This window comes from Reyranella sp. (assembly GCF_965249915.1).
Taxonomy (GTDB): Bacteria; Pseudomonadota; Alphaproteobacteria; order Reyranellales; family Reyranellaceae; genus Reyranella.
The window spans coordinates 1,039,631-1,064,291 of sequence record NZ_OZ252257.1 but is presented as its reverse complement, the minus strand read 5'-3'; the positions used below and the strand labels follow the sequence as shown (position 1 = coordinate 1,064,291).

24 protein-coding genes are annotated in these 24,661 nt (G+C 66.4%); 13 read left to right on the top strand and 11 right to left on the bottom strand.

The features are described 5' to 3' along the window. Nucleotides 1-66 precede the first annotated feature (66 nt). The 5 genes from ACP15H_RS05330 to ACP15H_RS05310 all read right to left on the bottom strand — a co-directional run bounded on the left by ACP15H_RS05330 (nt 67) and on the right by ACP15H_RS05310 (nt 4,975). Nucleotides 67-1,242 (bottom strand): phosphoserine transaminase, encoded by a 1,176-nt coding sequence (locus ACP15H_RS05330; protein ID WP_425065170.1) that lies wholly within the window; start codon nt 1,240-1,242, stop codon nt 67-69. A gap of 104 nt (nt 1,243-1,346) precedes the next feature. Then, entirely contained in the window at nt 1,347-2,999 is a 1,653-nt protein-coding gene (locus ACP15H_RS05325; protein ID WP_425065169.1) for a hypothetical protein, read from the bottom strand. After that, nucleotides 2,999-3,268, bottom strand: a complete 270-nt coding sequence (locus ACP15H_RS05320) for a cupin domain-containing protein (protein WP_425065168.1) — start codon at nt 3,266-3,268, stop codon at nt 2,999-3,001. The genes ACP15H_RS05325 and ACP15H_RS05320 overlap by 1 nt, the downstream gene beginning before the upstream one ends. Before the next feature lie 10 nt (nt 3,269-3,278). Beyond that, entirely contained in the window at nt 3,279-4,022 is a 744-nt protein-coding gene (locus ACP15H_RS05315; protein WP_425065167.1) for a methyltransferase domain-containing protein, read from the bottom strand. After that, nucleotides 4,019-4,975: a glycosyltransferase family 2 protein gene (locus ACP15H_RS05310; protein WP_425065166.1), complete on the bottom strand. Its 957-nt coding sequence runs from the start codon at nt 4,973-4,975 to the stop codon at nt 4,019-4,021. Before ACP15H_RS05310 ends, ACP15H_RS05315 begins: the two co-directional genes overlap by 4 nt. Nucleotides 4,976-5,076: 101 nt before the next feature. Between ACP15H_RS05310 and ACP15H_RS05305 the strand changes: the two genes are divergently transcribed. The 3 genes from ACP15H_RS05305 (at nt 5,077) to ACP15H_RS05295 (ending at nt 7,913) form a co-directional block, all read left to right on the top strand. Beyond that, complete coding sequence (locus tag ACP15H_RS05305) at nt 5,077-6,240, top strand: ATP phosphoribosyltransferase regulatory subunit (RefSeq protein WP_425065165.1); 1,164 nt, start codon at nt 5,077-5,079, stop codon at nt 6,238-6,240. Between the two features lie 117 nt (nt 6,241-6,357). Further along, nucleotides 6,358-7,650 carry an adenylosuccinate synthase gene (locus tag ACP15H_RS05300; RefSeq protein WP_425065164.1) on the top strand — a complete coding sequence of 431 codons (1,293 nt, stop codon included), beginning with the start codon at nt 6,358-6,360 and terminating at the stop codon, nt 7,648-7,650. 2 nt (nt 7,651-7,652) lie between these two features. After that, entirely contained in the window at nt 7,653-7,913 is a 261-nt protein-coding gene (locus tag ACP15H_RS05295) for a hypothetical protein (protein ID WP_425065163.1), read from the top strand. 39 nt (nt 7,914-7,952) lie between these two features. Here ACP15H_RS05295 and ACP15H_RS05290 read toward each other — a convergent pair whose 3' ends face one another. Together ACP15H_RS05290 and ACP15H_RS05285 are read right to left on the bottom strand one after the other, a co-directional pair. After that, entirely contained in the window at nt 7,953-9,563 is a 1,611-nt protein-coding gene (locus tag ACP15H_RS05290; RefSeq protein ID WP_425065162.1) for an ABC transporter substrate-binding protein, read from the bottom strand. A 41-nt stretch (nt 9,564-9,604) separates the two neighbouring features. After that, nucleotides 9,605-10,465, bottom strand: a complete 861-nt coding sequence (locus ACP15H_RS05285; RefSeq protein ID WP_425065161.1) for a phosphotransferase — start codon at nt 10,463-10,465, stop codon at nt 9,605-9,607. Nucleotides 10,466-10,567: 102 nt separating this feature from the next. Between ACP15H_RS05285 and ACP15H_RS05280 the strand changes: the two genes are divergently transcribed. From ACP15H_RS05280 to ACP15H_RS05270, 3 genes are read left to right on the top strand one after another with little or no spacing between them, the layout of a single operon-like run. Then, complete coding sequence (locus tag ACP15H_RS05280; RefSeq protein ID WP_425065160.1) at nt 10,568-12,241, top strand: thiamine pyrophosphate-binding protein; 1,674 nt, start codon at nt 10,568-10,570, stop codon at nt 12,239-12,241. Nucleotides 12,242-12,255: 14 nt separating this feature from the next. Continuing rightward, a complete protein-coding gene (locus ACP15H_RS05275; RefSeq protein WP_425065159.1) occupies nt 12,256-13,143 on the top strand; it encodes an alpha/beta fold hydrolase in 888 nt (295 codons plus the stop codon). A gap of 18 nt (nt 13,144-13,161) precedes the next feature. Next, nucleotides 13,162-14,148 carry an NADPH:quinone oxidoreductase family protein gene (locus ACP15H_RS05270; protein WP_425065158.1) on the top strand — a complete coding sequence of 329 codons (987 nt, stop codon included), beginning with the start codon at nt 13,162-13,164 and terminating at the stop codon, nt 14,146-14,148. A 137-nt stretch (nt 14,149-14,285) separates the two neighbouring features. On the opposite strand, the gene ACP15H_RS05265 is transcribed toward ACP15H_RS05270, so the two are convergent. The 3 genes from ACP15H_RS05265 to ACP15H_RS05255 form a co-directional block, all read right to left on the bottom strand. Continuing rightward, nucleotides 14,286-15,167, bottom strand: coding sequence for an enoyl-CoA hydratase (locus tag ACP15H_RS05265; RefSeq protein WP_425065157.1), 882 nt, complete (start codon nt 15,165-15,167; stop codon nt 14,286-14,288). Nucleotides 15,168-15,220: 53 nt separating this feature from the next. Then, nucleotides 15,221-16,141: an RNA polymerase sigma factor RpoH gene (rpoH, locus tag ACP15H_RS05260; RefSeq protein ID WP_425065156.1), complete on the bottom strand. Its 921-nt coding sequence runs from the start codon at nt 16,139-16,141 to the stop codon at nt 15,221-15,223. A gap of 142 nt (nt 16,142-16,283) precedes the next feature. Then, a complete protein-coding gene (locus ACP15H_RS05255) occupies nt 16,284-17,255 on the bottom strand; it encodes an RluA family pseudouridine synthase (protein WP_425065155.1) in 972 nt (323 codons plus the stop codon). A 9-nt stretch (nt 17,256-17,264) separates the two neighbouring features. Between ACP15H_RS05255 and ACP15H_RS05250 the strand changes: the two genes are divergently transcribed. The 7 genes from ACP15H_RS05250 to ACP15H_RS05220 all read left to right on the top strand — a co-directional run bounded on the left by ACP15H_RS05250 (nt 17,265) and on the right by ACP15H_RS05220 (nt 23,806). Then, complete coding sequence (locus tag ACP15H_RS05250; protein ID WP_425065154.1) at nt 17,265-17,603, top strand: DUF6476 family protein; 339 nt, start codon at nt 17,265-17,267, stop codon at nt 17,601-17,603. A 28-nt stretch (nt 17,604-17,631) separates the two neighbouring features. Beyond that, the gene (locus tag ACP15H_RS05245; protein ID WP_425065153.1) at nt 17,632-18,678 is read left to right on the top strand and encodes a threonine aldolase family protein; all 1,047 of its coding nucleotides are present in this window, start codon (nt 17,632-17,634) and stop codon (nt 18,676-18,678) included. 7 nt (nt 18,679-18,685) lie between these two features. Further along, a complete protein-coding gene (locus ACP15H_RS05240) occupies nt 18,686-20,983 on the top strand; it encodes a molybdopterin-dependent oxidoreductase (RefSeq protein ID WP_425065152.1) in 2,298 nt (765 codons plus the stop codon). An 88-nt stretch (nt 20,984-21,071) separates the two neighbouring features. Continuing rightward, nucleotides 21,072-21,254, top strand: a complete 183-nt coding sequence (hemP, locus tag ACP15H_RS05235) for a hemin uptake protein HemP (RefSeq protein WP_425065151.1) — start codon at nt 21,072-21,074, stop codon at nt 21,252-21,254. Nucleotides 21,255-21,415: 161 nt separating this feature from the next. After that, on the top strand, nt 21,416-22,444 hold the full coding sequence (locus ACP15H_RS05230; RefSeq protein ID WP_425065150.1) for an antibiotic biosynthesis monooxygenase: 1,029 nt from the start codon (nt 21,416-21,418) through the stop codon (nt 22,442-22,444). A gap of 42 nt (nt 22,445-22,486) precedes the next feature. After that, complete coding sequence (locus tag ACP15H_RS05225; protein ID WP_425065149.1) at nt 22,487-23,320, top strand: phytanoyl-CoA dioxygenase family protein; 834 nt, start codon at nt 22,487-22,489, stop codon at nt 23,318-23,320. A gap of 18 nt (nt 23,321-23,338) precedes the next feature. Continuing rightward, entirely contained in the window at nt 23,339-23,806 is a 468-nt protein-coding gene (locus ACP15H_RS05220) for a DUF3828 domain-containing protein (RefSeq protein ID WP_425065148.1), read from the top strand. A gap of 3 nt (nt 23,807-23,809) precedes the next feature. On the opposite strand, the gene ACP15H_RS05215 is transcribed toward ACP15H_RS05220, so the two are convergent. Next, nucleotides 23,810-24,613: a class II aldolase/adducin family protein gene (locus tag ACP15H_RS05215; RefSeq protein WP_425065147.1), complete on the bottom strand. Its 804-nt coding sequence runs from the start codon at nt 24,611-24,613 to the stop codon at nt 23,810-23,812. Nucleotides 24,614-24,661 lie beyond the last annotated feature (48 nt).

The window sequence follows — 24,661 nt, the reverse complement described above, 5'->3', positions numbered from 1 at the left end:
CGCGCCACTCCAGTGGCGCAATCATAATTCTTGAGCGCCACTGGAGTGGCGCGCTCCAATGAAGGATCAGGCGGCTTTGGCGCCGAACTCTTGCTCGATCTCGCCGTACGCCCAGTCGAGCCACGGCAGCAGCGCTTCGAGATCGGCCTTCTCAACGGTAGCCCCGCACCAGATGCGCAGGCCCGGCGGGGCGTCGCGGTAGGATCCGACGTCGTATCCCGCCTTCTCGGTCTCGAGCAGGTCGCCCATCTTTTTCGCCGCAGCGGCCTGCTTGTCGGCCGGCAGCGCCGTGAACCAGGGCGCCTTGATCACGAGGCACACCGACGTGTTGGAACGGATGGCCTTGTCGGCCGCCAGGAAGGCAGCCCACGGCCGCGCCTCGACGAACGTCTCGAGCACGCCGAGGTTACCCTCCGAGCGCGCCATCAGGCCCTTGAGGCCGCCGACACTTTCGCCCCATTTCAGGCCGTCGATCGCGTCCTCGATGCAGAGCAGCGACGGCGTGTTGATCGTGTCGCCCTTGAAGATGGCTTCGGAGAACTTGCCGCCCGAAGTCAGGCGGAAGATCTTCGGCATCGGCCAGGCCGGCGTGTAGCTTTCCAGCCGCTGGATGGCGCGCGGGGACAGCACGAGCATGCCGTGCGCGCCCTCGCCGCCCATCACCTTCTGCCAGGACCAGGTCACGACATCGAGCTTGGCCCACGGCAGATCCATGGCGAACACGGCCGAGGTCGCGTCGCAGATCGCCAGACCTTCACGATCGTCGGCGATCCAGTCGCCGTTAGGGACCTTCACGCCGGAGGTCGTGCCGTTCCAGGTGAAGACGACATCGTGCGTCCAGTCGACCGACTTGAGATCGGCGATCTGGCCGTAGGGCGCCTTCAGCGTGCGGGTGTCCTTGAGCTTGAGCTGCTTCACCACGTCGGTGACCCAGCCCTCGCCGAAACTTTCCCAGGTCAGCATGTCGACCGGACGGGCGCCGAGCAGCGACCACAGCGCCATCTCGACCGCGCCGGTGTCGGACGCAGGAACGATCGCAATGCGATGATCGGCCGGGATGCCGAGGATCGCACGCGTACGGTCGACCGCCTCGACAATCTTCTTCTTGCCGAGCTTCGACCTGTGGGACCGCCCAACGGCGGCATCTTTGAGAACTTCCGGTGTCCAACCCGGACGCTTGGCGCAGGGGCCCGAAGAAAAATCGGGACGCGCAGGACGCAGAGACGGCTTTGTCATTGTCATTCTCCCTTACAGAAGAAATGCACTCCGGTGGGGGAGCGTGGCCCGCGGCCCGTATACGAGCCGGCGGGTGTGCCGTCAATGTGGAGAGATTGTCGCGCGTCGGCTCAGCGACGCTGCAACTCGTAGTAGGTTCCGGCGATCGGATCTCTGAACACCTCCATCGCGCGGTAGTCGTCGTGCAGCATGCGGTAGATCGCATCGCTGCGGTCGGACGCCGCAACTGTGCCGAGATAGGCCGCCAGGACATCGGGCGGCCATGACCACATGTCAGAGACGACGACGCGGTAGCCTCGGTCGAGGGCCAGGTCGATGTCGCGCTTCAGCGCTGAAGCGTGTTCAGCGGCCGTCCAGCCGGGATGGCGGATCGCGCCGGCATTGACGGCAATCCACTTGAACTTCGGATCGGCGGACGGCGCGGGCGGGATCGCGACCTTGTTGTCCCAATCCCAGGTACGACTCCACAGCGCATACTTCCACGTCGTGATCGACTCGTAGCCGAAATAGAGGAAGACGCTTGAGTCGGGAGGGAAGCGCTTCTCCAGCGCCGCCGTCGCCGCGAGCCAACGCGTGTCGTCGCCGCGCCACTTGGCAAGCGCCGAAACGTTCCACGCGAACGGCGCCAACGACAGGACCGCAAGCGTGATGGCCACGGCACGGCGCGCCGGAAGCCAGGCCGAGAGCAGCAACGCCCAGGCCACGGTGAGCCATGGCATGACGTTGAGCTGCATCTGCGGATCCTGCGGCTGGGAATAGAAATTGAGGACCTGGCCGGCTCCCAGCGTGCCGAGGAAGACGATGGCGACCGCGCGCAGGCGGGGTTCGTGCCGGCGCGGCCATAGCACGATCACGCTCGCAAGAAAGATCGCAGCCTGCAGCACGACGGAGAAGGACAGCGGCGCCAGCGCCTCGCGCGCCGACCGCGGATCGACGAAGCCTCCGACCAGCAGCAGGTAGTTGCCGACGCCGGACAGCATCATCCAGGCCTTGTCCCAGGAGAAGCCTGCCCAGCCTGTGGCGACACCCTTCCCGGTCCACAGGATGTCGTGCAGCCCGATGGCGCCGTTATGGCCTTCCCACGAGAGCTGCACGATACCCGAGGTCGCGAGGATCGACGCGACCAGCACGAGCACATGGCCGAGGCGTCGACGCATCGGCTCCGGCGCGACCAGCAGCGCCAGCGCGAGCGCCGGCAGGGTCGGGAACATCAACCGCCATTCGATCAGCCAGCCCAGGGTGAACAGCACGCCGACGGTCGCGATGCGCTTCCCTGTCGGCCGGTCGAACCAGAGTCCGGCCAGCGCCATCGAGGCGAGCACGAACACATAGCCCGGCATGATGTCTTCGCTGATGACCGACAGCAGCAGGACGAAGCCGCAGCCCAGATGGAACACAGATGCCAGCGCCGCCACGCGCGCGCTGCCCGTGAGCCGATGCGCGAAGGCGTAGATGACGACCGTACCGAGGCTTGCCCAGAAGGCATTGAGATAGGCGAACTGCTTCCACGGCACGCCGCGCAGGATGCCCAGCATGTCCAGCAACCGGGCGCTGACGCCATAGAGCGGGAAGAACATATAGTTCGACGGGTCGAGCCGCGCGGTCGACGGGCTGGCGATCCAGGCCTCGGCCTGGATGCTCTTGTACATCCCGTTCGAGCTGATGATGTGGACGTTCTGCAGCCACCCGATCAGCACGCACAAGGTCGATAGCGAGAGCGCGAAGGCGAGCAGCAGCTGCCAGGCGGGCGTCGTCCTCGTCACTAGTGCTTGCGGCCGACCAGGGTCACGGCGCCTTCGGCCCCGAAGGTCTCGGTGTGCGGGCAGCCGCGCGCCATGGTGAAGATCTCACCGGGGCGAAAGGTCTGCGTCCTGCCCTCCCAGGCCAGCGTGATCGCGCCGTCGATCACCATCGCCTTCACGTCGTAGGGATGGCTGTGCTCGGCGTTGTGCTTGGGCCCCTGGGTCGAGCCGGTAAGGACCTCGTCATAGCCTTCGCGCTTCAGTTCGGTCTCGAATGACTGGCGATCCATCCATCCCTCCTCAAGCCGCTTTGCGGGCCGTGACGGCATATTGCGCGCCCATCGGCAGCCATGCCAGCAGGGGATCGATGCCGCGCAGGAAGGCCATGCCGGGCGGCATGAACATCAGGTAGTCGGTATCGAGCGCGTAGCGTGCCGCGTCGAGCAGGCCGTGCCGGACTTCGCCCGCGTCGAGGAGAATGGCGTTGCGGTCGATCGGCGTCCGGGCGGTGACATAGCGTACCAGCGGATTGCGGGGATTGTGCTCGAAGACGTAGATCCGGCCGCCGGGCTTGAGCACGCGGCCCAGCTCGGCATAGACCGCCGGCCGCTCCGCGACCGGCACGTGATGCAGCACGGCACTGATCATGACGATGTCGAAACCGGCATCGGCGAAGGGCGTGCGGGCGCCTTGCTGCGGTGCCAGTTCCGGCGGGGCGCCCAGCTCGCGGGGCCAGCGCCGCTCGACCTGCCGCAACATGCCGGTCGAGATGTCGCAGCCGGTGAACGATCCTTTGGCGCCAAGCCCTATCAGGACGCGCATCAGGCTGCCGATGCCGCAGCCATAGTCGAGCACGGAAAGCCCGCCGGTCCGCAAGGCAGGTTCCCGCCGCAACAGCCAGCGCGCCTTGACCGCGATGAACTGGTCGGGAGAGCTGCCCAAGAGGCGCTTGATGGGATTTTCGAGGCCGCCCTCGTACTCGGCCGCGTAGTCGTCGAATTCCGCCGGCTCGCCCGACCAGGATTGCGGATCGGCCCCGTTCACTTCGCGCTCCCCGCCTCGCCGCCGACGATATCGCGGATCATGAACAAGGGCCGGCCTTTGCTCTGGTCGTAGAGGCGGCCGAGATAGGCGCCGATGATGCCCAGCATCAGGAACTGCATGCCGCCGAGCAGGCCGACCGCGGCCATCAGCGACGTCCAGCCTGGCAGCGTGTGGCCGTTCCACCAGCCCACGATCGAGTAGAGGAAGAAGCCGAAACCCAGGGCCGCCATGATCCAGCCGATCGTCATCGAGGCCATCAGCGGCACGACCGAGAACGAGGTGATGGCGTCGGCGGCAAAGCGGACCATCTTGGCGAGCGGATACTTGCTCTCGCCGGCCACCCTCGCATGACGATCATACACGAGCGGCACCTGCCGCCCGCCGATCCAGGCCACCATGCCGCGAATGAACCGGTGACGCTCGGGCATGGCGAGCAGCAGGTCGAGCACCCGCCGCGTCACGAGGCGGAAATCGCCGGCATCGGGCGGAATCTCCACGTCGGTCAGGCGGGCGATCAGACGATAGAAACCGGCGGCGGTGGCGCGCTTGAACAGGCTCTCGCCTTCGCGCTGGCGGCGCTGGCCGTAGACCACGTCTGCCCCCTGATCCATCAGCGCCATCATGTCCGCCAACAGCTCGGGCGGGTCCTGCAGGTCGGCGTCGATGATCAGGATGCGCTCGCCGCGGCACACCGACAGGCCAGCGGTGAGCGCCAATTGATGGCCGTGGTTGCGCATCAGGCGCACGCCTACGATCCGCGGGTCACGGCCGGCCGCCTCGGTCATTACACTCCAGGTGCGGTCGCGTGACCCGTCGTCGACCAGTACGATTTCGCCGGAGCCGCCAATCCCGTCCAGGACGGCCCCGACCCGGCGCAGGAATTCGGGCAAGGCATCCTGCTCGTTGTAGCAGGGCGCCACCACGGAAACGGCCGGGCGTGAAGCGGAACTCATAGCCGGGACCAATAACCCATGATCGACCGGAAAACGAGCGGCCCTTCCCGCTTGCGGACCCGTCTCCCCAACGGCGGTCCAATGAGCTATCAAGCGGCACCATGACATCCAACGACAACGATCATCGCGGCCTGCTGCCGGCAGGGCTCGCCGACCTGCTGCCTCCCGACGCGGCGCGCGAAGCACGCGCCATAGACGTCGCCATCGAGCGCTTCGCCGCGTTCGGCTACGAGCGGGTGAAGCCGCCCCTGGTCGAATTCGAGGAGTCCCTGCTGGGCGGACCGGGCGCAGCGCTGGCTTCGCAGACCTTCCGACTCATGGACCCGGTCTCGCAGCGCATGATGGGGGTGCGCCCGGACATGACGGTCCAGGTCGCCCGCATCGCCGTCACTCGCCTGAAGCACGAGCCGCGGCCGCTGCGCCTGTCCTACGGCGGCAACGTCATCCGCGTGCGCGGCAGCGCGCTCAAGCCCGAGCGGCAGTTCGCCCAGGTCGGTACCGAGCTGATCGGCGTCGACAGCGCGGAGGCCGATGCCGAAGCCGTCCTGCTGGCAGTCGACACGCTGCGGGCCATCGGCGTTTCCGACCTGACGGTCGATCTCAACCTGCCGACGCTGGTCGCCGCCGTGGCCAACGGCCTGAAGCAGTCGGGCGAGACGCTGAAAAGTCTGCGCCGGGCACTCGATCGCAAGGACGAGGGCGGCATCGCCAAAGCCGCGGACGACGAACAGGTGGCGGCGCTTTTCGCCGGCCTGCTCCGGGCGGCCGGGCCCGCCGACCAGGGTATCGCGCAGCTCGGTAAACTCGAACTGCCGGAGGCCGCCGACGCGGAGGCCGCCCGCCTCGCCGACGTCGTGAAGCTGATCGTCGACGCCGAACCCGACCTGCCGCTGACGATCGATCCGGTGGAGTATCGCGGACTGGAGTACCAGACCGGCGTCTCCTTCTCGGTCTTCGCGCTCAAGGGCCGCGAAGAGCTGGCACGCGGCGGGCGCTATTCCGCGGGCTATCCCGAGGACGGGGTCAGCGAGCCGGCGACCGGATTCACCGTCTACATGGACGCCGTGCTCGCCGCTTCCGAGCCGCCGGCCGAACGGCCGCGGCTCTATGTCGACTTGGGAACGCGCTGGGACGATGCCGCGCTCTGGCAGGCCAAGGGTTATGCCGTCGTGCGCGCTGTCGTCGCAGCGCCGGAGCCACGTGCCGAAGCCAAGCGCCTGCGCTGCAGCCATGCGCTGATCGACGGCCAGGCCGTTCCCCTCTGAGGATGTAATTCGCCTCGCCCCCGACGAGGGGAAGTGCTATCCGACATCACGCCTCTCCGGAACCGGCCCCGGGGAGGCGTTTTCGTGTCTGAAGGGAACCGGCCGAAGGAAAATGCAATGGCCAACGTGGCAGTGATCGGCGCCCAGTGGGGCGACGAAGGCAAGGGCAAGATCGTCGACTGGCTGAGCCAGCGCGCCGAGGTGGTGGTGCGCTTCCAGGGCGGTCACAATGCCGGCCATACGCTGGTCATCGGCAACCAGACCTACAAGCTGGCCCTGCTGCCCTCGGGCGTTGTCCGTCCGGACAAACTCTCGATCATCGGCAACGGCGTCGTGATCGATCCCTGGCACTTCCTCGAGGAAGTGAAGAAGGTCACCCAGCAGGGTCTGTCGGTGACGCCGGCCAACCTGAAGATCGCCAATCACGCCGTGCTGATCCTGCCCCTGCATCGCGACCTCGACGGTTGGCGCGAGGATGCGCCCGGCGTCATCCGGGTCGGCACGACACGCCGCGGTATCGGCCCTGCCTATGAGGACAAGGTCGGCCGGCGCGCCATCCGCGTCGGCGATCTTGGCGAACCGGACATGCTGCCGCTCAAGGTCAACACGCTGCTGGCGCATCACAATGCGCTGCGCAAAGGGCTTGGCCAACCTCTGGTTGACGCCGCTGAGCTGACGGCCCAGCTGCTCGATCTGGCGCCGAAGATCCTGCCTTTCGCGGAGGACGTCTGGGAGCGTCTCGCCGGGCTGCGCGCCGCCGGCAAGCGCATCCTGTTCGAGGGGGCGCAGGCCACCATGCTCGACATCGATCACGGCACCTATCCCTATGTCACCTCGTCCAACACGGTGGCGGCGCAGGCGATGATCGGCAGCGGCATGGGCAACGGCTCGGTCGGCTACGTGCTGGGCATCGCCAAGGCCTACACCACGCGGGTCGGCGATGGCCCCTTCCCCACCGAGCTGACCGACGAGACCGGTCAGCGCCTGGGCGACCGCGGCAAGGAATTCGGCACCAATACCGGTCGCCGGCGCCGCTGCGGCTGGTTCGACGCGGTGATGGTGCGCCAGGCGGTGAAGCTGAACGGCATCGACGGCATCGCCCTCACCAAGCTCGACGTGCTCGATGGCGAGGAGGTCATCAAGGTCTGCGTCGGCTACGAACTCGACGGCAAGCGCATCGAGCGCTTCCCCTTCACCATGGGCGCGCAGGCCAAGCTGAAGCCGATCTGGGAGGAATTCGAGGGCTGGAGCGAGAGCACCCAGGGCGCCCGCTCCTTCGCCGAGCTCCCGGCGACCTGCATCAAGTACGTGCGGCGCGTCGAGGAGCTGGTCGGCTGCCCGGTGGCGCTGCTCAGCACCAGCCCGCAGCGCGAAGACACGATCCTGATGACCGATCCGTTCCGCGACTGATCGTGGAACAGCTCAACGAGCTCCTCGCCCGCGCGAATCTCGGTCCCTGGGACAGCTGGAGCATGCAATACCGCGTGCTCGCGGTGGTCGTGGGATTGCTCGTCACCTACTGGGTCCTGCAGTTGTTGCTGCCGGTGGTATTTCGCGTGCTCCGGCCCTTCATCTTCCTGGCGGTCATCCTCGCCGCCGTCTGGGCCCTCTTCCCGACCGAGACCTGCTCGATCGAGATTCTGTCGAGGATCCCGAAGCTCTGCGCCCGCTGACGCGAGTGCGCCAGCGGACAGCCCGGCTTCGCATCGCCCCTATTTCAGGCTGACGTTCGTCAGATCGACGAACCAGGACTGCGCCGGGACGAAGCCCTGCACATTCTTGCTGAAGGCGCGCGGATTGAGGTCGTGCACGATGTAGAGCCAGGGCGGGTTGTCGACCAGCCGCTCGTGCGCCACCTTGAAGTTCTGCAGGATCGTCGCATCGTCCGTCGCCTCCGCCAGCGTCTTCAGCGCGGTTTCGAACTTCTCGTCGTTCCACTGCTCGAAGTTGGATCCCATCGGCGAGAAGTTTGCCGCGGCGAAGTAGCGGTACATCATGCCGACGTCGCTCGACGGCGAGCTGACGTTGAGCGCCATCGCCCCATTGAGCGATGGTGCATCGGGCGTGGCGCGGCTGGCGTTCAGCAGCACCTGCCATTCGACGGCATCGACCTGGACGTCGACACCGCAGGCCTGCTTCAGGTTCTCCTGCAGGGCCTCGTTCATCGGCAGCGGCAGCATCTGGCCCGAGCCCGACGTCGAGATCATGACCTTGAAGGAGAGCGGCTTCTGCGGCGTGAAACCGGCCTCGGCCAGCAGCGCTTTGCCCTTGGCCGGATCGAACGTGTACTTGTTCACCGGATTGCCGAAAGCCGCATCCGTGGGCTTCAGCCAGCCGACCGACGGCTCGGCGGTACCGTTGAGCATCGAGACGATGGCGCCGCGATCGATACAGTAGTTCAGCGCCTGGCGTACCCGGACATCGGCCAGCGGGCTGTTCTTGGCGGCCATGTTGTAGAACCACGGCCAGACATGCGGGTAGGAGTTGGTCGAGATCACGTAGCCCGCCTGCTTCAGCGACGGGATTCCGTCCGGCGGCGGCACCTCGATCCAGTCGACGCGCCCCGAGCGCAGCGCCGCCAGGCGTGTGTTGGCCTCGGGGATCGGCAGCAGCAGGACCGAATCGACCTTGGCCTTCTTTCCGGCATCCCAATAGTCGTCGTTGCGGCCCAGAGAGACCGACTGGCGCGGCACGACCTTGGTGATCTTGAACGGTCCGGTGCCGGCGCCGCCGGCGGCGGCCACCTTGTTCCAGTCCTTACCGGCCTTCTCCCACTGCGTGGGCGAGGCGGTCAGGATGTAGGGCACCATCCAGGGGAAATAGGACGCAACGACGGTGGTGGTGAGCGCCACCGTGTTGTCGTCGATCTTCTTGTAGCTGGCGAGAATCGGCACGCGCGAGCGCATGATGCCGGCGGCGTTGGCCTCGAACTGCGGACTATCCTTGTTGAAGATGCGCTCGAGATTCCAGATCACCGCGTCGGCGTTGAAGTCGGTGCCGTCGTGGAACTTCACGCCCTTCTTGAGATTGAAGATCCAGGTCTTCTTGTCGTCGGGTGCCTGCTTCCAGCTCTCGGCGAGGCCCGGCCGCAGGGTCGCGAGCTGGTCCGACTTCGACAGGTCGAACAGGACGAGGCCCTCGAAGATCGGGAAGCCCAGGAAACGCATGCCCTCGAAGCCGTTGTTCGGCATGCCCGTGGTGGTCGGGATGTCCGACGCCGTCATGGCGATGCGCAGCGTTTTCTCCTGGGCCTGCGCGGCCGACAATGGCAGCAGGGACGCGGCGGCCAATGCCACAGCGAGACGGAATCGGCGAAGGCTCATGCATTTGCTCCTGAAGTCAGCTCCCCAGCAGCGATATGCAATCAGCGGGCCATCAACTCCTCGAATCGGTTGAGATAGTCGCGCGCATGCGCCTTGTAGTCGGCGCCGGGTATCTGCAGGTGGATGTCGGATACCATCGCCCAAAGGGCTTCGCGCAGTGCACTGGCCGCCTTCATCGCCCGGAAGGCGCGGCGCAGGTCGGACGGCCCGTTGCCGTCGAAATAGGCATCCAGGAGCAGCTCGTCCTCGGCTTCTCCGAACGAGCCGTTCGCCGACAGATTGGCGAGGTCGAACAGGGCGGTGCCGAACCCGCCATATTCCCAGTCGATGAGCCAGAGACGCTTGCCATCGTCCATCACGTTGCCCGGCAGCAGGTCGTGATGACCGAAGACAATGGGCATCGGAACCTGCGCTTCTTCCAGCGCCCTGTTCGCTTCAAGGTAGCGTGGCACGTCGGTGGCGAACGGGCTCTTCGATCCAGCGATCACGCGCCCGTAGTCGCGAATCACGTGGAAGACCCAGAAGAAGTTTGGCGGACCGGCGAGATGCTTTCCGACGGAACGATGGCATTTGCGCAGGAGGGGCGCGAGGCGCGGGATGTTCAGGCGCAGATCGGCTTCGGTAAAAGTCCGGCCATCGACGTGGCGCATCACCAGGATGCCGGGTTCGGTGTGGACCACCTCGGGCGACAGACCGGCGGCATGCGCGGCGATCGAGGCAGCACGCTCGCGATCGCGGAAGACGTGATGGACCGGAATGTCGTCGCCGCAGCGCACGACGAATTTCTCGCCGGCATCCTCGACGAGGTAGGACAGATTGGTCAGCCCGCCCAGCAGCGGCGCCATCTTCACTTGCCCACGCCAGCACGTCAGGGCCGCGATCCTCTGCTCGAGGTCAGTCACGGGCTTTTCGCATCGCGCGTGGTCTTCCAACCGTCATGCACTCGATCATTTCACGGGCCATCCCGCCACGCTACCCTCCCCGCCATCTCAAGGAGGAAATGAATGCCCGACGCAAACGTCCCTAACACCATCACCGGCCGCGACGCCTTCCTGCGCGTGCTCAAGGACGAGGGCGTCACCAAGATGTTCGGCAATCCCGGCACGACCGAGCTGCCGATCATGCATGCGCTCTCCTCGGCGCCGGAGATGGGCTACGTGCTCGCCCTCCAGGAGGCCGTCGTGATCGCCATGGCCGACGGCTATGCGCGGGCCTCCGGCAAGCTGGTCTCCTGCAACGTCCACGTGGCGCCGGGCCTGGGCAATGCCATCGGCTCGATCTACACCTCGATGATGTCGGGCACGCCGATGATCGTGACCGCCGGCCAGCAGGAACAGGGCCACGGTCTGACCGAGCCCCTGCTCTACGCGCCGCTGGTGCCGATCGCCCAGCCGGTCGTGAAATGGGCCACCGAAGTCAGCCGCATCGAAGACCTGCCGCGCATCCTCCGCCGCGCCGCCAAGGTCGCCACGACCGCCCCGACCGGGCCGGTCTTCATCTCGCTGCCGGGTGACATTCTGAACAACGAAGCCGCCATCGACATGGGCGAGGTGACCCGCGTCGACACGGCGGTGCGCCCGAGCGATGCAGCGCTGGAACAGCTCGCCAGGCGCCTGCTCTCGGCAAAGAAGCCCGTCATCCTGGCCGGCCACGAGATCGCCACGTCGGACGCCTTTGCGGAGGCCGCCGAGCTTGCGGAGACGCTGGGCGCGCCGGTGCTGCAACAGACCGTGGCCTGGGGCGCGCATTTCCCCTCGGAGCATCCTGCCTATCTCGGCGCACTCAACCGCGACCAGAAGCATGTCCGCCGCGTGCTGTCCGACTACGACCTGATGCTCTGCGTCGGCTCCGACGTGCTGAAGATGTCGGTGTGGAGCGAGACCGAGCCGCTGCCCGAGACCACCAAGGTGGCGATGATCGGCCTGCGCGACTGGGAGATGGGCAAGAACTTCCCGGCGGAAATCGCACTCCGTGCCGACGTGAAGGAGACGCTGAAGGCGCTGGTGCCGCTGCTGAAGAAGCTGGGCGGCACACAGCTCGCCGAGCAGGCCAAGGCCTCTCTGGCCGAGATTTCCAGGCGCAACTGGAGCGCCCTGCGTGCGCAGAAAGCAGCCAAGGTCACGACGCCGACGACGGCGCCCCTGCCCGCCGAATGGGTGATGATGCGCCTCAGCGACAAGCTGCCCAAGGACGCCATCGTCGTCGAGGAAGGCCTCACCAGTACCGCGACCTTGCCGAGCTACTTTCCCTTCCGCGACCGCAACAGCTTCTTCGGCAATGTGAGCGGCGGCATCGGCTGGGGCATCGCCGCGTCCGTCGGCGTGCAGATCGCCGAACCGACGCGCCGGGTCGTGGCCGTGATCGGCGACGGCAGCGCCATGTACTCGATCTCGGCGCTGTGGAGCGCCGCCAACCAGAAGCTGCCGGTGATCTTCCTGATCACCAACAACGAGGGCTACCAGATCCTCAAGAACCGCCTGAAGCTGTTCCATGGCAACGACACGCCAATCGGCATGGACTTCAACGACCCGCCGATGAACATCGCAAAGATCGCCGAGGGCTTCGGCCTGCCCTCCGAACGGGTCGACACGGCGGAAGGCTTCGACGCCGCCCTCGACCGGGCGCTCGCCCGGACCGACGGTCCGACCCTGATCGAGGCCATGGTGAAGAAGGGCTGACGAGGAGACGCATCATGCGGGACGTCAGGCACGCTTTCGTCGAGACGCGCGGTTTCCCGACCCATGTCGCCCAGGCCGGCCGCGGCGCGCCCCTGCTCCTGCTGCATGGATGGCCGGAATTCTGGGCGACCTGGGAGCCGATGTTCGAACGCCTGTCCGATCGCTTCCGGCTGATCGCACCGGACTTTCGTGGCTTCGGCGAAAGCGGCAATCCCACATCGGGCCCCTCCGACCAGGCAGGTCCCGACGTGCTGGCGGACGATATCGTGGCCCTGCTCGACCGGCTTGGACTCGCGAAGGCGTGCTTCGTCGGCCACGATGTCGGCGCCTATGTGATGCAGCGGCTGGCGATCCGGCATCCGGACCGGGTGGCCGGGCTGTTCTTCTTCAATTGCGGCACGCATGGCGTGGGCGCGCGCTGGCGCGAACCCTCTCAGATCAACGAGATCTGGTATCAGACCTTCCACCAGATGCCGTTTGCACCCGCGATCGTCGGCGCTTCACGCGATTCGTGTCGCGATTATTTCCGGCATTTCCTGACGCACTGGTGCCATCGCAAGGACGCGTTCGACGCCGTCTTGGAGCGCTGGGTCGACAACTTCATGCGCCCCGGCAACCTCCAGGGCGGCTTCAACTGGTACATCTCGCAGAATGCCGGCCGCCTCGCCGTCATGGCCGGAACCGCGCCCAAGCCGCCGGTGATCACCCAGCCGACGCGCGTTCTCTGGGGCCGCCACGATCCGGTTCTCAAGTCGGCCTGGATCGATGTCGTCGGAAATTACTTCCAGGACGTGGAAGCCAGCATCGCCGAGGATGCTGGTCACTTCGTTCACTATGAGCAGCCCGATCTCGCCGCCGCGGAGATCGCGAAGTTCTTCGAGCGGATCGGCTACCTTGCGTAACACCGAAGGTTTGTCTCAATGAAGGCCGTGCAGACCGCCGATCTCAGCTCCATCGACAACTATGCCCTGGTCGACCTGCCTGCGCCCCAGCCGGGCGAGGGCGAAGTTCGGATCAGGGTCGCTGCCTGCGGGGTCGGGTTCGTCGACTCTCTGGTCGCGCTCGGCCGCTATCAGGTCAAGCCACCCCTGCCTCACGTGCCCGGTGGGGAGATCGGTGGCGTGGTCGATGCGCTGGGGCCAGGGGTCACGCGATTCGCACCCGGAGAGCGCGTCCTGGCCCAGGTGCGCGGCGGCTTTGCCGAATACGCGATTGCCTCGGAACGGGCCGTCAGCCGCATTCCCGACCGGATGAGCATGACCCAGGCCGCCGGCTTTCGCGTCAACTACGGCACGGCCCTGCACGGGCTTCGCGATCGCGCGGCCCTCAAGGCGGGGGAAACCCTGGTGGTGATCGGCGCGGCCGGCGGAGTCGGATTGGCCGCAATCCAGGTCGGTCGGCTCCTCGGCGCCACGGTCATCGGTGTCGCCTCGACCGAGCAGAAGCGCCTCTTCGTGAAAGAGGCCGGCGCAGGAGCCACCCTCGACCGAACCGTCGAAGGATGGCGGGAACGGCTGAAGGCGGTGGCTCCGCAGGGCATCGACGTCGTCTTCGATCCGGTCAGCGGGCCCTTGCTGCAGCCTGCGTTCCGGTCGCTGGGATGGGGCGGGCGCTACCTCGTCGTAGGCTTTGCAGGCGGCGACATTCCGGCCCTGCCGGTGAATTTGCCACTCCTCAAGGGAGCAGCCCTGATCGGCGTGGACTATCGCCAGTTCGGCGCCGTGTTCGAGGCCGAAGCCGCCGCCAGCGACCTCGAAGAGCTGCTCGCCTGGGTCGCGAAGGGCGAACTCGACGTGCCGGTGGGCAGGACCTTCCCGTTCGGCCAATACCGCGAAGCGCTTGAGTACGCGCTCTCCGGTGCCGGAACCGGCAAGACCGTTCTGGCGGTCGATCCGAGCCTCGCCTGAATCGGATCGAAAGGTCGTTGAAGCAGGCGTTTCAGAAGCACTGAGGCGCAACATTGTTGCGCCGACGGTCGCCCCGACACGGAAAACAGGGGGTGCGACATTGGCTTCGATTGTTTCGTTTATTGCGTTTGTTTCGTTTATTCGCCGCGACTCGGACCTTTCGACGCCCCCTCGGTCGCCTTCTCGTGCTTCTGGATGGCCGGCATCAGACCGGTCGGGTCGACCAGCTTGCCGTGCGCCAGCATGTTATGGGCGTGGGCCAGGTGGTGGAGCGCGAACGAGGTCTGCATGGCGCCGACCCGTCCCTGTGCGTCCTGGGCCGCGTTGATGGCCTGCTTCACCAGCTTCAGGGCGAATAGCGGCTTCTGAGCAATCCGTTCGGCCATGGCCAGGCCGAAGCTTTCGAGTTCGGCGCGCGGCACGACATGGTTCACCATGCCGAGGCGATGGGCCTCGGCGGCCTTGATCCAATCGGCGGTGAACAGGAACTCCTTGGCCTTGCGGATGCCCATTTCCCAGGGATGGGCGAAGAACTCGGCACCGCCCACGCCCATGGCCACGGAATGATCGAGGAACTCGGCATCCTCCGAGCAGACGATCAGGTCGCACGGCCACATCAGCATCAACCCGCCGATCATCACCTTGCCGTGGACCAGCGCCAGCGTCGGCTTGGGAATGTTGCGCCAGCGCTCGCAGAAGCCGAGATAGATCTCCTGCTCGCGCGCGTACTGCGCCTCGGCGCCGGGCTTGCCGAAACCGCCCCAGGTGCCGACGGTGTCATGCCTGGACATGTTGCCGTGGCCATCGACCTCGCGCAGGTCGTGACCCGAGGAGAAGTGCGGGCCGTTGGCCGACAGCACGATCACCTTCACCGCGTCGTCATGGGCGGCGCGGTCGAAGGCCTCGTTGAGCGCATAGAGGAACGCCGTGTCCTGCGCGTTGCGCGTGTCCGGGCGGTTCAGGACGATGCGCGCGATCGCGCCCGGCAGGGTCTCGTAGAGAATCGGCGAGGTCGTCATGGCAGGCTCCCGGGTGATCCCAGGAGCCTACCGTAGACAACGTTTCTCGTCGCTCAGGCGCGCGCCGGCTGGGTGGTCGGCCGGGCCGCCGCCTCGACGACCATGTTCTTCATGGCCTTCTGGAGCTTGTCGAAGGCGCGAACCTCGATCTGACGCACGCGCTCGCGGCTGATGCCATACTTGGCCGACAGGTCCTCGAGCGTCTTCGGCTCGTCGACCAGTCGCCGCTCGACGATGATGTGGCGCTCCCGGTCGGTGAGCTGCTTGAGCGCCGCCGCCAGCATATGCTTGCGCTGGCCGAGCTCCTGGCTTTCGCCCAGTCGGGCTTCCTGGTTGGGGGCATCGTCGACCAGCCAGTCCTGCCACTCCATGTCGCCTTCGGCCTTCACCGGGGCGTTGAGCGACGAGTCAGGTCCGGACAGGCGGCGATTCATGTTCACCACCTCTTCCTCGGGGACACCGAGGCGGGTTGCGATCTTGGTCACCTGCTCGGGCGTCAGGTCGCCCTCTTCGATGGCCTGCATCTGGCCCTTGAGCTTGCGCAGGTTGAAGAACAGCTTCTTCTGCGCCGCCGTCGTGCCCATCTTCACGAGCGACCAGCTGTGCAGGATGTATTCCTGGATCGAGGCTCGGATCCACCACATGGCGTAGGTCGCCAGGCGGAAGCCGCGGTCCGGATCGAACCGCTTCACCGCCTGCATCATGCCGACATTGCCCTCGGAAATGAGCTCGGCGACCGGCAGCCCGTAGCCGCGATAGCCCATGGCGATCTTTGCCACGAGGCGAAGATGGCTGGTCACGAGGCGATGGGCCGCTTTGGAATCGCCGTGCTCGCGCCAGCGCTTGGCCAGCATGAACTCTTCCTGGGGCTCCAGCAGGGGAAACTTCCGGATGTCCGACAGGTACCGGCTGAGATTGCCCTCGGGCGTCAGGGATGACGGCAGGGCGGGAAGGTTTGCGGTGGCTGCACTCATGGCTACTCCCCCTTTCGTACGCGGGATCGCCGGTGAACGAGCGTTTAGCACTCTCGTCCCCCGACTGCTAAAACCGACTCTAGAAGTCGGAATGGTCCCGGGTCAATATAATTCCTACTAACCCCCTCAGGTATTGGGGCTTTTACTTAACGCTGTTCAGCGTTGCGACCAACTTCCTGAAGTCTTCGGGCAATTCTGTGGCAAATCTTACGTCCTTCCCCGTCTTTGGATGTCGGAAGGCGAGCACAGATGCGTGAAGAGCTTGCCGCGGGAACAGTTTCAACGCCTCGGGTGCACCGCCGTTGCGGGTCTTGCGCCCGTAGACCGGGTCTCCCACCACCGGGCAGCCGATATGGGCCATGTGAACACGGACCTGATGGGTCCGGCCCGTCCCAAGCTTGGCGCCGACAAGGCTCGCGATCGGCGCCAGAGCGGGCCCGAAGCGCTTCTCCAGCCAATATTCGGTGAAGGCGGCCCGCCCGCCCGCCTTGCGCACCGCCATGCGCTTGCGATCGACCGGGTGCCGTCCCAGCGCCTCCTCGACCGTCCCGCGCGGGGCCTTGGGCGCCCCCCAGACCAGGGCCGTATAGATGCGCTCGAGGTCGTGGGCGGCGAACAGCTTGGAAAGGGCATGGTGGGTCGCGTCGTTCTTGGCCACGACCATGACTCCCGACGTGTCCTTGTCGAGCCGGTGCACGATCCCCGGCCGGCGCACGCCGCCGATGCCCGACAGGCTGTCGCCGCAGTGGGCCAGCAGGGCGTTGACCAGGGTCCTGTCGGGATTGCCGGGCGCAGGGTGGACGACCATCCCGGCAGGCTTGTTCAGGACCAGCAGGTCGGCATCCTCGAACAGGATCTCCAGCGCCAGGTCCTGGGGCTGCGGAACGGCGGGTTCGGGTTCCGGAATATCGACGATGACGACATCGCCTGTTTTGACCTTGCGGGACGGCTCTTCTATCGTCTGCCCCCCCGCAAGCGCTACGCAGCGGCCCTCGATCAACGCCTTCACCCGGCTTCGCGTCAGGGAAGGCAAGGCAGCAGCCAGCGCGCGGTCCAGCCGTTCGCCGGCGGCGCTCTGGTCGAAGGTCACGGTGTGGCGACCGGCTTCGCTCATGGAGTTTTCTTGGCGTCCCCTGCTCAGGCCTCTGCACCACTCTGGCTGAAGGTGCTGGTGATCGGAATGGGCCTGCTGATCGTGGTGGGCTTCGTCGTCGCGGTCGCCGAGATCGCCCGGCGCATCTCTACGCCCAACGCCGGCCGTTCGCCAGCATCCGAAGGCAGCCGCTTCACCGAGCGCATCGCGCTGCCCTCGGGCGCCCGTATCGTGTCGATGAATGCCGTCGGCGATCGCCTCGTCGTGCATGTCGAGACGCAGGGCGGGCCGACCTCGGCCTATGTCGTCGACCCGCGCAGCGGCGCTCTCCTGGGCACGATCGAATTTCCGCCCGGCGCCGGCCGCTGAGCCCAACGACATCCGTACGAGGACAGGAATGAATTTCCGAAGCGACAACGAGGTGGGAGCGCATCCCGTCATTCTCGAGGCGGTGACGCGGGCCTTCTCCGGCGGCAGCACGGCGCCGTCCTATGGCGCCGACGAGTGGACACATCGGGTCGAACGCCGCCTGCGCGATATCTTCGAGAAGCCCGACCTGGTCGCGTTCCCGGTGGCGACCGGCACCGCCGCCAACTCGCTCGCGCTGTCCTGCTGCACGCCCGCCTGGGGCTCGATCTACTGTCATGCCGAGGCGCACATCGTCGTCGACGAGGCCAACGCTCCGGAATTCTTCACCTCCGGCGCCAAGCTCTCTCCCCTGCCGGGCGCCGCCGGAAAGATCGACCCGAAGAAGCTCGCCGAGGCCCTTGCCCAGCCGGTCTACGGTGTCGTGCATCATCCCCAGCCGGCGGCCGTCAGCATCACGCAGGCAACCGAATGCGGCACGGTCTACGGCCCGGACGAAGTGGCTTCCATCGCCACGACGGCCCATCGTCACGCGCTGAAGCTGCACATGGACGGGGCGCGCTTCGCCAACGCCCTCGCCTTCGTCGGCAGCTCGGCGGCCGAGCTTTCCTGGATGTCGGGCGTCGACGTGCTGAGCTTCGGCGCCACCAAGAACGGCGCCCTGGCGGCCGAGGTCGTGGTCTTCTTCGAGCCCGAGCTCGCCCGCGAGTTCGAGTTCCGCCGCAAGCGCAGCGGCCATCTCTTCTCCAAGATGCGGTTCCTGTCGGCGCAGCTCGAGGCCTACCTGGCCGACGGGCTGTGGCTCGACAACGCCAGTCACGCCAACGCCATGGCACGCCGCCTCGTGGCCGGCCTGACGACGCTGAAGGGTACGCAACTGCTCTATCCGGTCCATGCCAACGAGATCTTCATCATCCTGCCGGCACAGATGCATGATGCGTTGCGGGCCGCAGGAGCGCAGTATCATCCTTGGCCGTCCGACCGGCCGGGCGAGCGTGCCTTCCGCCTCGTCACCGCCTTCGACACCGAGCAAGCGACCGTCGATCGGTTCCTGAGTATCGCCAAGACAGCAGCGTGAGAGTCCCATGACCCACCAGCGTACCCTGACCGCCGCCCATTGGGGCGTCTACGAAGTCGAATACGACGACAAGGGCCAGGCAACGAAGCTTCACCCTTTCTCGCAGGATCCCGATCCTTCGCCGATCGGCCTGCACATGCTGTCCGACGAGGTCGCGCGGATGCGGGTGCGCCGGCCGTCCTTCCGCAAGAGCTGGCTCGAGAAGGGCGCGGGCGCCGCGACCGACAAGCGTGGCCAGGAACCCTTCGTCGAGGTGCCGTGGGACGAGGCGCTCGACATGGTCGCCGGCGAACTGAAGCGCGTGAAGGACGCGCACTCGAACCGCGCGATCTTCGGCGGCTCGTACGGCTGGTCGAGCGCGGGGCGCTTCCATCACGCCCAGAGCCAGGTCCATCGCTTCCTCAATGCGCTGGGCGGCTATGTGCGCCACCAGGATTCCTACAGCCTCGGCGCGGCGCGCGTGCTGATGCCGCACATCGTGGCCAGCATGGAAGACCTGATGGCGATGCACACGACGTGGGACGTGCTGGCCGAACATTGCAAGCTGTTCGTCACCTTCGGCGGCGCGCCGCACAAGAACGCCCAGATCAGCGCCGGCGGCGCGATGGTGCATCGCCTCAAGGACGGGCTGTACGGCATGCGCGCCAAGGGCGTGCGCTTCATCAACATCACGCCGACCGCCGAGGATCTCGACACCGGCGGCGACATCGAATGGCTGGCGATCCGGCCGAACACCGATGCCGCGATGATCCTGGCGCTCTGCCACGTGCTCTACACCGAACAGCTCTACGACCGCGAATTCCTCGACCGCTGCACCGTGGGTTTCGACAAGTTCGCGCCGTCGCTGGCCGACAAGACTCCGGAATGGGCCGAGAAGATCACGGGCGTCTCCGCCCACCGCATCCGCGCGCTCGCCCGCGAGATGGCGGCGACCCGCACCACGGTGAACATCAACTGGTCGCTGCAGCGCTCGCACCACGGCGAGCAGCCCTTCTGGGCGCTGGTGTCGCTGGCCTGCATGCTGGGGCAGATCGGCCTGCCGGGCGGCGGGTTCGGCGCGAGCTACGGGCCGACCAACGGCATGGGCAGCACCGCGCCGCTGCTGTCGGGCCCGACCCTGTCACAAGGCACCAACGCGGTTTCCGACTTCATCCCGGTCGCGCGCTTCACCGACATGCTGCTCAATCCGGGCGGCAAGGTCCCGTACAACGGCCGCGACATCACCTACCCCGATATCAAGCTGATCTATTGGGCGGGCGGCAACCCGTTCCATCACCATCAGGATCTCAACCGGCTGCGGGTCGCGTGGCAGAAGCCCGAGACCATCATCTTCAACGAGCAGTTCTGGACGCCGGCGGCGAAGATGGCGGACATCGTGCTGCCCGCGACCACAGGCCTCGAGCGCAACGATATCGGCTATGCGCGCCGCGAACCCTTCCTGATCGCCATGAAGAAGGCCCGCGAGCCGATCGGCGAGGCGCGCGACGACTACTGGATCTTCTCTGAGATCACCCGCCGTCTCGGGGCCGCCGACGTCTACACCGAAGGCCGCGACGAGATGCAGTGGCTCGCTCACATGTACGAGGAAGGCCGCCAGAAGTCGGCCAGGATGGGCGTGCCCCTGCCCTCCTTCGAGGAATTCTGGGAAGCCGGCATCGCCAAAGTGCCGGGCGAGAACACCGAGCCGGTGATGCTCGCGAAGTTCCGGGAAGATCCGGCGGCGAATCCGGTCAAGACTCCCTCGGGCAAGATCGAAATCTTCTCCGAGAAGATCGCCTCGTTCGGCTACGACGACTGCCCCGGCCATGCGACATGGATGGAGCCGATCGAATGGTTGGGCTCGAAGAAGGCCGAGCGCTATCCGCTGCACATGCTGTCGGACCAGCCGGCCGACAAGCTGCACAGCCAGCTCGACCACAGCCCGCATGCCAAGGCGACCAAGGTCAAGGGTCGCCAGCCGGTCACCCTGCATCCGGAAGACGCCGCCGCGCGCGGCATCGCCGAAGGGGATCTGTTGCGCGTCTTCAACGACCGCGGCGCCTGCCTCGCGTCGGCGCGACTGTCGGACCGCATCCGCCGCGGTGTGGTCCGGCTGTCGACCGGCGCCTGGTTCGACCCGGAGGATTCCGGTTCGAACGTGCCGCTGGAAAAGCATGGCAACCCGAACGCGCTGACACTGGACATCGGCTCGTCGAAGCTCAGCCAGGGCTGCATCGCACAGACCTGTCTGGTCGAGATCGAGCGCTTCGACGGTGTCGCGCCGGCGGTGACGGCGCACCAGCTGCCCTCCTTCACCGGCCGGTAGATCGACTCTCAGGCTTCGCTTCGCCATTGACATCGCAGGCGCTTTATCTGCAAATGCGAGTGACTTGCAACAACTTGGCGAGGCGAAGATGGACCAGATGATGCAGCTGCATTCCGCAGGTGACCTTTCCCGTGCGAAGCCGGAACGCGACGCCGCGAGCATCGAGAGCAGCCAGCTCATGGCGGGCCGCCGCGAACTCCTCATCCGCCACGGCGCCAGCACCTACCGGCTGCGCGTGACGGCGTCCGAGAAACTGATCCTCACGAAGTAGCCGCCGCAGGACCGAGCTAACCTCGGCCGGGCAATCGCCCTTCGGCGCGGCAGCGGGACTCGACCCGGCTTCGACATCTGAGGCCGTCCAGATATTTGGTTGGACGGCCCGCGGGCGACACAGGACAGTCCCACGAGAAGGGGCTGGATGACGCCGCAAACATGAATCGCGATACCGTCGCAGAAGTGAAGCGGCCCGTGTCGGCGGCCGGGTCGCCCACCGGCATGCCTCCGACGGAGACAACCGCCCCTCGCAGCGTCAGCATCGTGACGCAGACCTGCGTGCGGCCCGAACGCAACGAGGACTTCGCCCGCTGGCAGGGCGAGACCAGCGGGTTCATCCAGCACTTTCCCGGCTTCATCGAACAGAAGCTGCTGCCGCCCAATCCGCCGCTACAGGTCGACTGGGTGATCCTGCAGCGCTTCGCGAGCCTGGCCGACGCGCAGCGCTGGCTGGGATCCGCCGAACGCCAGAAGCGCATTGAGGGCGCAGCGCCCATGCTGGTTGGTCGCGATGACGTCCATATCGTCCGGGACGAGGCCGGCGGCATGAAGCCGGCGCCCGTCTCGGCCATCATCTCCACCCGCGTGAAGCCCGGCCGGGAAGCGGAGTACCGCGCCTGGGAGCGCAAGATCGCCGCCGCGCAGTCCAGGGCGACCGGGCTGCAGGGATATCGGTTCGAGCCGCCGATACCCGGCGTGCAGGAGGACTATGTCGCCATCCTGCGCTTCGACACGCAAGCCAATCTCCAGGCCTGGCTCGGCTCGCCCCTCCGACAGGCGCTCGTCGAGGAAGCCGCGCCCCTCACCCACGAATTCCATTCCCGTATCGCAAGCTCCGGCTTCGAGCAGTGGTTCAGAGACAGCATGCCCGGCGACGCGCGCCCGCCGGCGTGGAAGATGAACATGCTCGTGCTGCTGATGCTCTATCCGATCGTCATGCTGTTCGGGATCCTGGTCGGCACGCCCCTTCTCGACCGCGCCCTTCATCTGCCCTTTGCGGTCGCCCTGTTCCTGGGCAATGTCGTGAGCGTCGTGCTGACGGGCTTTCTCGTTCCCTGGATCGCCGGACAGTTCGGCTGGTGGCTGCGGCCCACGCCGGGGCGCACGCTGCAACTCAACCTGCTTGGCGGTGCGATCCTGCTCGCGACCTATGCCGCCATGGTGTTCCTCTTCTTGCGCCTGTTCTGAAGGCCCGCCAGACTCGGGCCCTTCCAGCACGGTGGAGGTCTCATGGCCGGACGTCTCACTGCCGACGAGGTGTCGCGCTATCGCCGCGACGGTTTCCATTTCCCGATCCGCGTCCTGTCGCCCGCGGAAGCGCGCGCCTGTCGCGACCGGCTGGAGGAGCATGAGCGCGCGACCGGCGGGCCGATCGCCGGCAACATGCGGCACAAGGTGCACCTGCTCTTCACCTGGGCAAACGAGCTCGCGCGTCATCCCGCCATCCTCGACGCGGTGGAGGACGTCATCGGGCCGGATATCCTCTGCTGGAGCAGTACCTTCTTCATCAAGGAGGCACGCTCGCCCTCCTTCGTCTCGTGGCACCAGGACGCGACCTACTGGGGTCTCAGCACCGACGAGGTGATCACCGCCTGGGTGGCGCTCGCCGACGCCCCCGTCGAAAGCGGCGCGATGCAGTTCTGGCCGGGCAGCCATCTCAGGAACCAGCTCGAGCATCGCGATACGTTCGACGAAAACAACCTGCTCAGCCGCGGTCAGGAGATTGCCGTCCAGGTGCCGGACGGCGCCGGCGTCGACGTCGCGCTGAAGGCCGGCGAGATGTCGCTGCACAATGTGCTGCTGGCCCATGCGTCGGGGCCGAACACGACGGACGACCGCCGCATCGGGCTGGCCCTCCGTTACATCCCGCCCCATGTCCGCCAGCTCAAGGTCCGAGATTCCGCGACCCTGGTCCGTGGACGCGACGCATACGGAAACTTCGATCCCGAGCCCGCGCCGAAGGCCGACCTCGATGCGGCGGCTCTCGCCACCCATCGCGACGCCGTCGAGCGGTCGGCGAAGGCGCTGTATTCGGGCACCGACCGCACGACCTTCCGCGCCTAGCCGAGGCAGGAGCAAGACTTGAATTTCGAGAAACCGGGCCGTCGCCTCGTGTTGGCCGGACTTGTGGCCGCACTGGCCGTGACCGATGCATCGGCGCAGGCCGCCACAGCGCAGGCCTTCGTGGAAAGTCTCTACCGCCCCTATCTCACCAAGGGCTTCCAGGGACAGCCGTACGACGATACCGCCCGTTTCTTCGTTCCGGCCCTCGCCCAGGCCATCGACCGCGACAATCGCGAGGCCAAGCGGCGGAACGAGGTGCCGACCCTGAATGGAGATCCCTTCGTTGACGCCCAGGATTGGGAGATCTCGAAGCTCACGGTCGACGTGACGGCCGACGGCGATGCCGCGACGGCCCGGGTCTCGTTCCAGACCTTCGGCGAAGCCAAACAAGTCCTGCTGGAGCTTGCGAAAACGCCCGCAGGCTGGCGCATCGCCGAGATCAAGGCGCCCAGCGGCTCCCTGAGGGCGCTCTATAAGCTCAAGTGAGCGTCAGTGGCGCCAGCTCGTGTCGACCTTGTCGAGCTTGCGCACCAAGGCAGCGAATTCGAGATCGCCGATGCCCACCGCCGACTCCATTTCCGAGAACCGATCCATGTCGGCGCCGGACTTCGCCGCCAGATTGTCGCCCAGCACATTGAGCGTGCCCGCGGCCGCCGCATCGAGCTGGATCTGGCAGGCACGCTCCAGACGATAGAGCCGCAGGAACGCCTCCGGCACCGAGCGGCCCGTGGTCAGCAGGCCGTGATTGCGCAGCATCATCGCCTGGTTGTTGCCGAGGTTGGCCAGCAGCCGCCCGCGCTCGTCGAGGTCGAGGCTCGGGCCCTCATAGTCGTGATAGGAAAGCCTGCCGTGGAAGGCGGTCGCCACCATCGACACCGGCAGCAGCCCGTCCTTAAGGGCGCAGACCGCCATGCCGGCCCGCGTATGCGTGTGCATCACGACCTTGTGGCGCTCGGCATGGGCCATGTGGACCGCCGAATGGATGACGAAACCCGCGTAGTTCACCGGATGCGGACTGGGCTCGACGATCTTCCCGTCGAGGTCGATCTTGACCAGGTTCGAGGCGGTCACCTCGTCGTAGTTCAGCCCGTAGGGGTTGATCAGGAAATGCGGCGCATCCCCCGGCACGCGGGCGGTGAGATGGCCGTAGATCAGCTCGGTCGAGCCGAAATGGTCGACCAGCCGGTAGGCGGCCGCAAGCTGGCGGCGCAGCACCCATTCGCCATCGGCCGGTGGCAGCGAGTGCACGTCGATGCCGGTGAGCGGCAGTTCGGAAGCGATCGGCATGTCCATGGCGGGCCCTCCAACGGCAGCGACGAAGCTTAGGCCCGCGCGCTATGG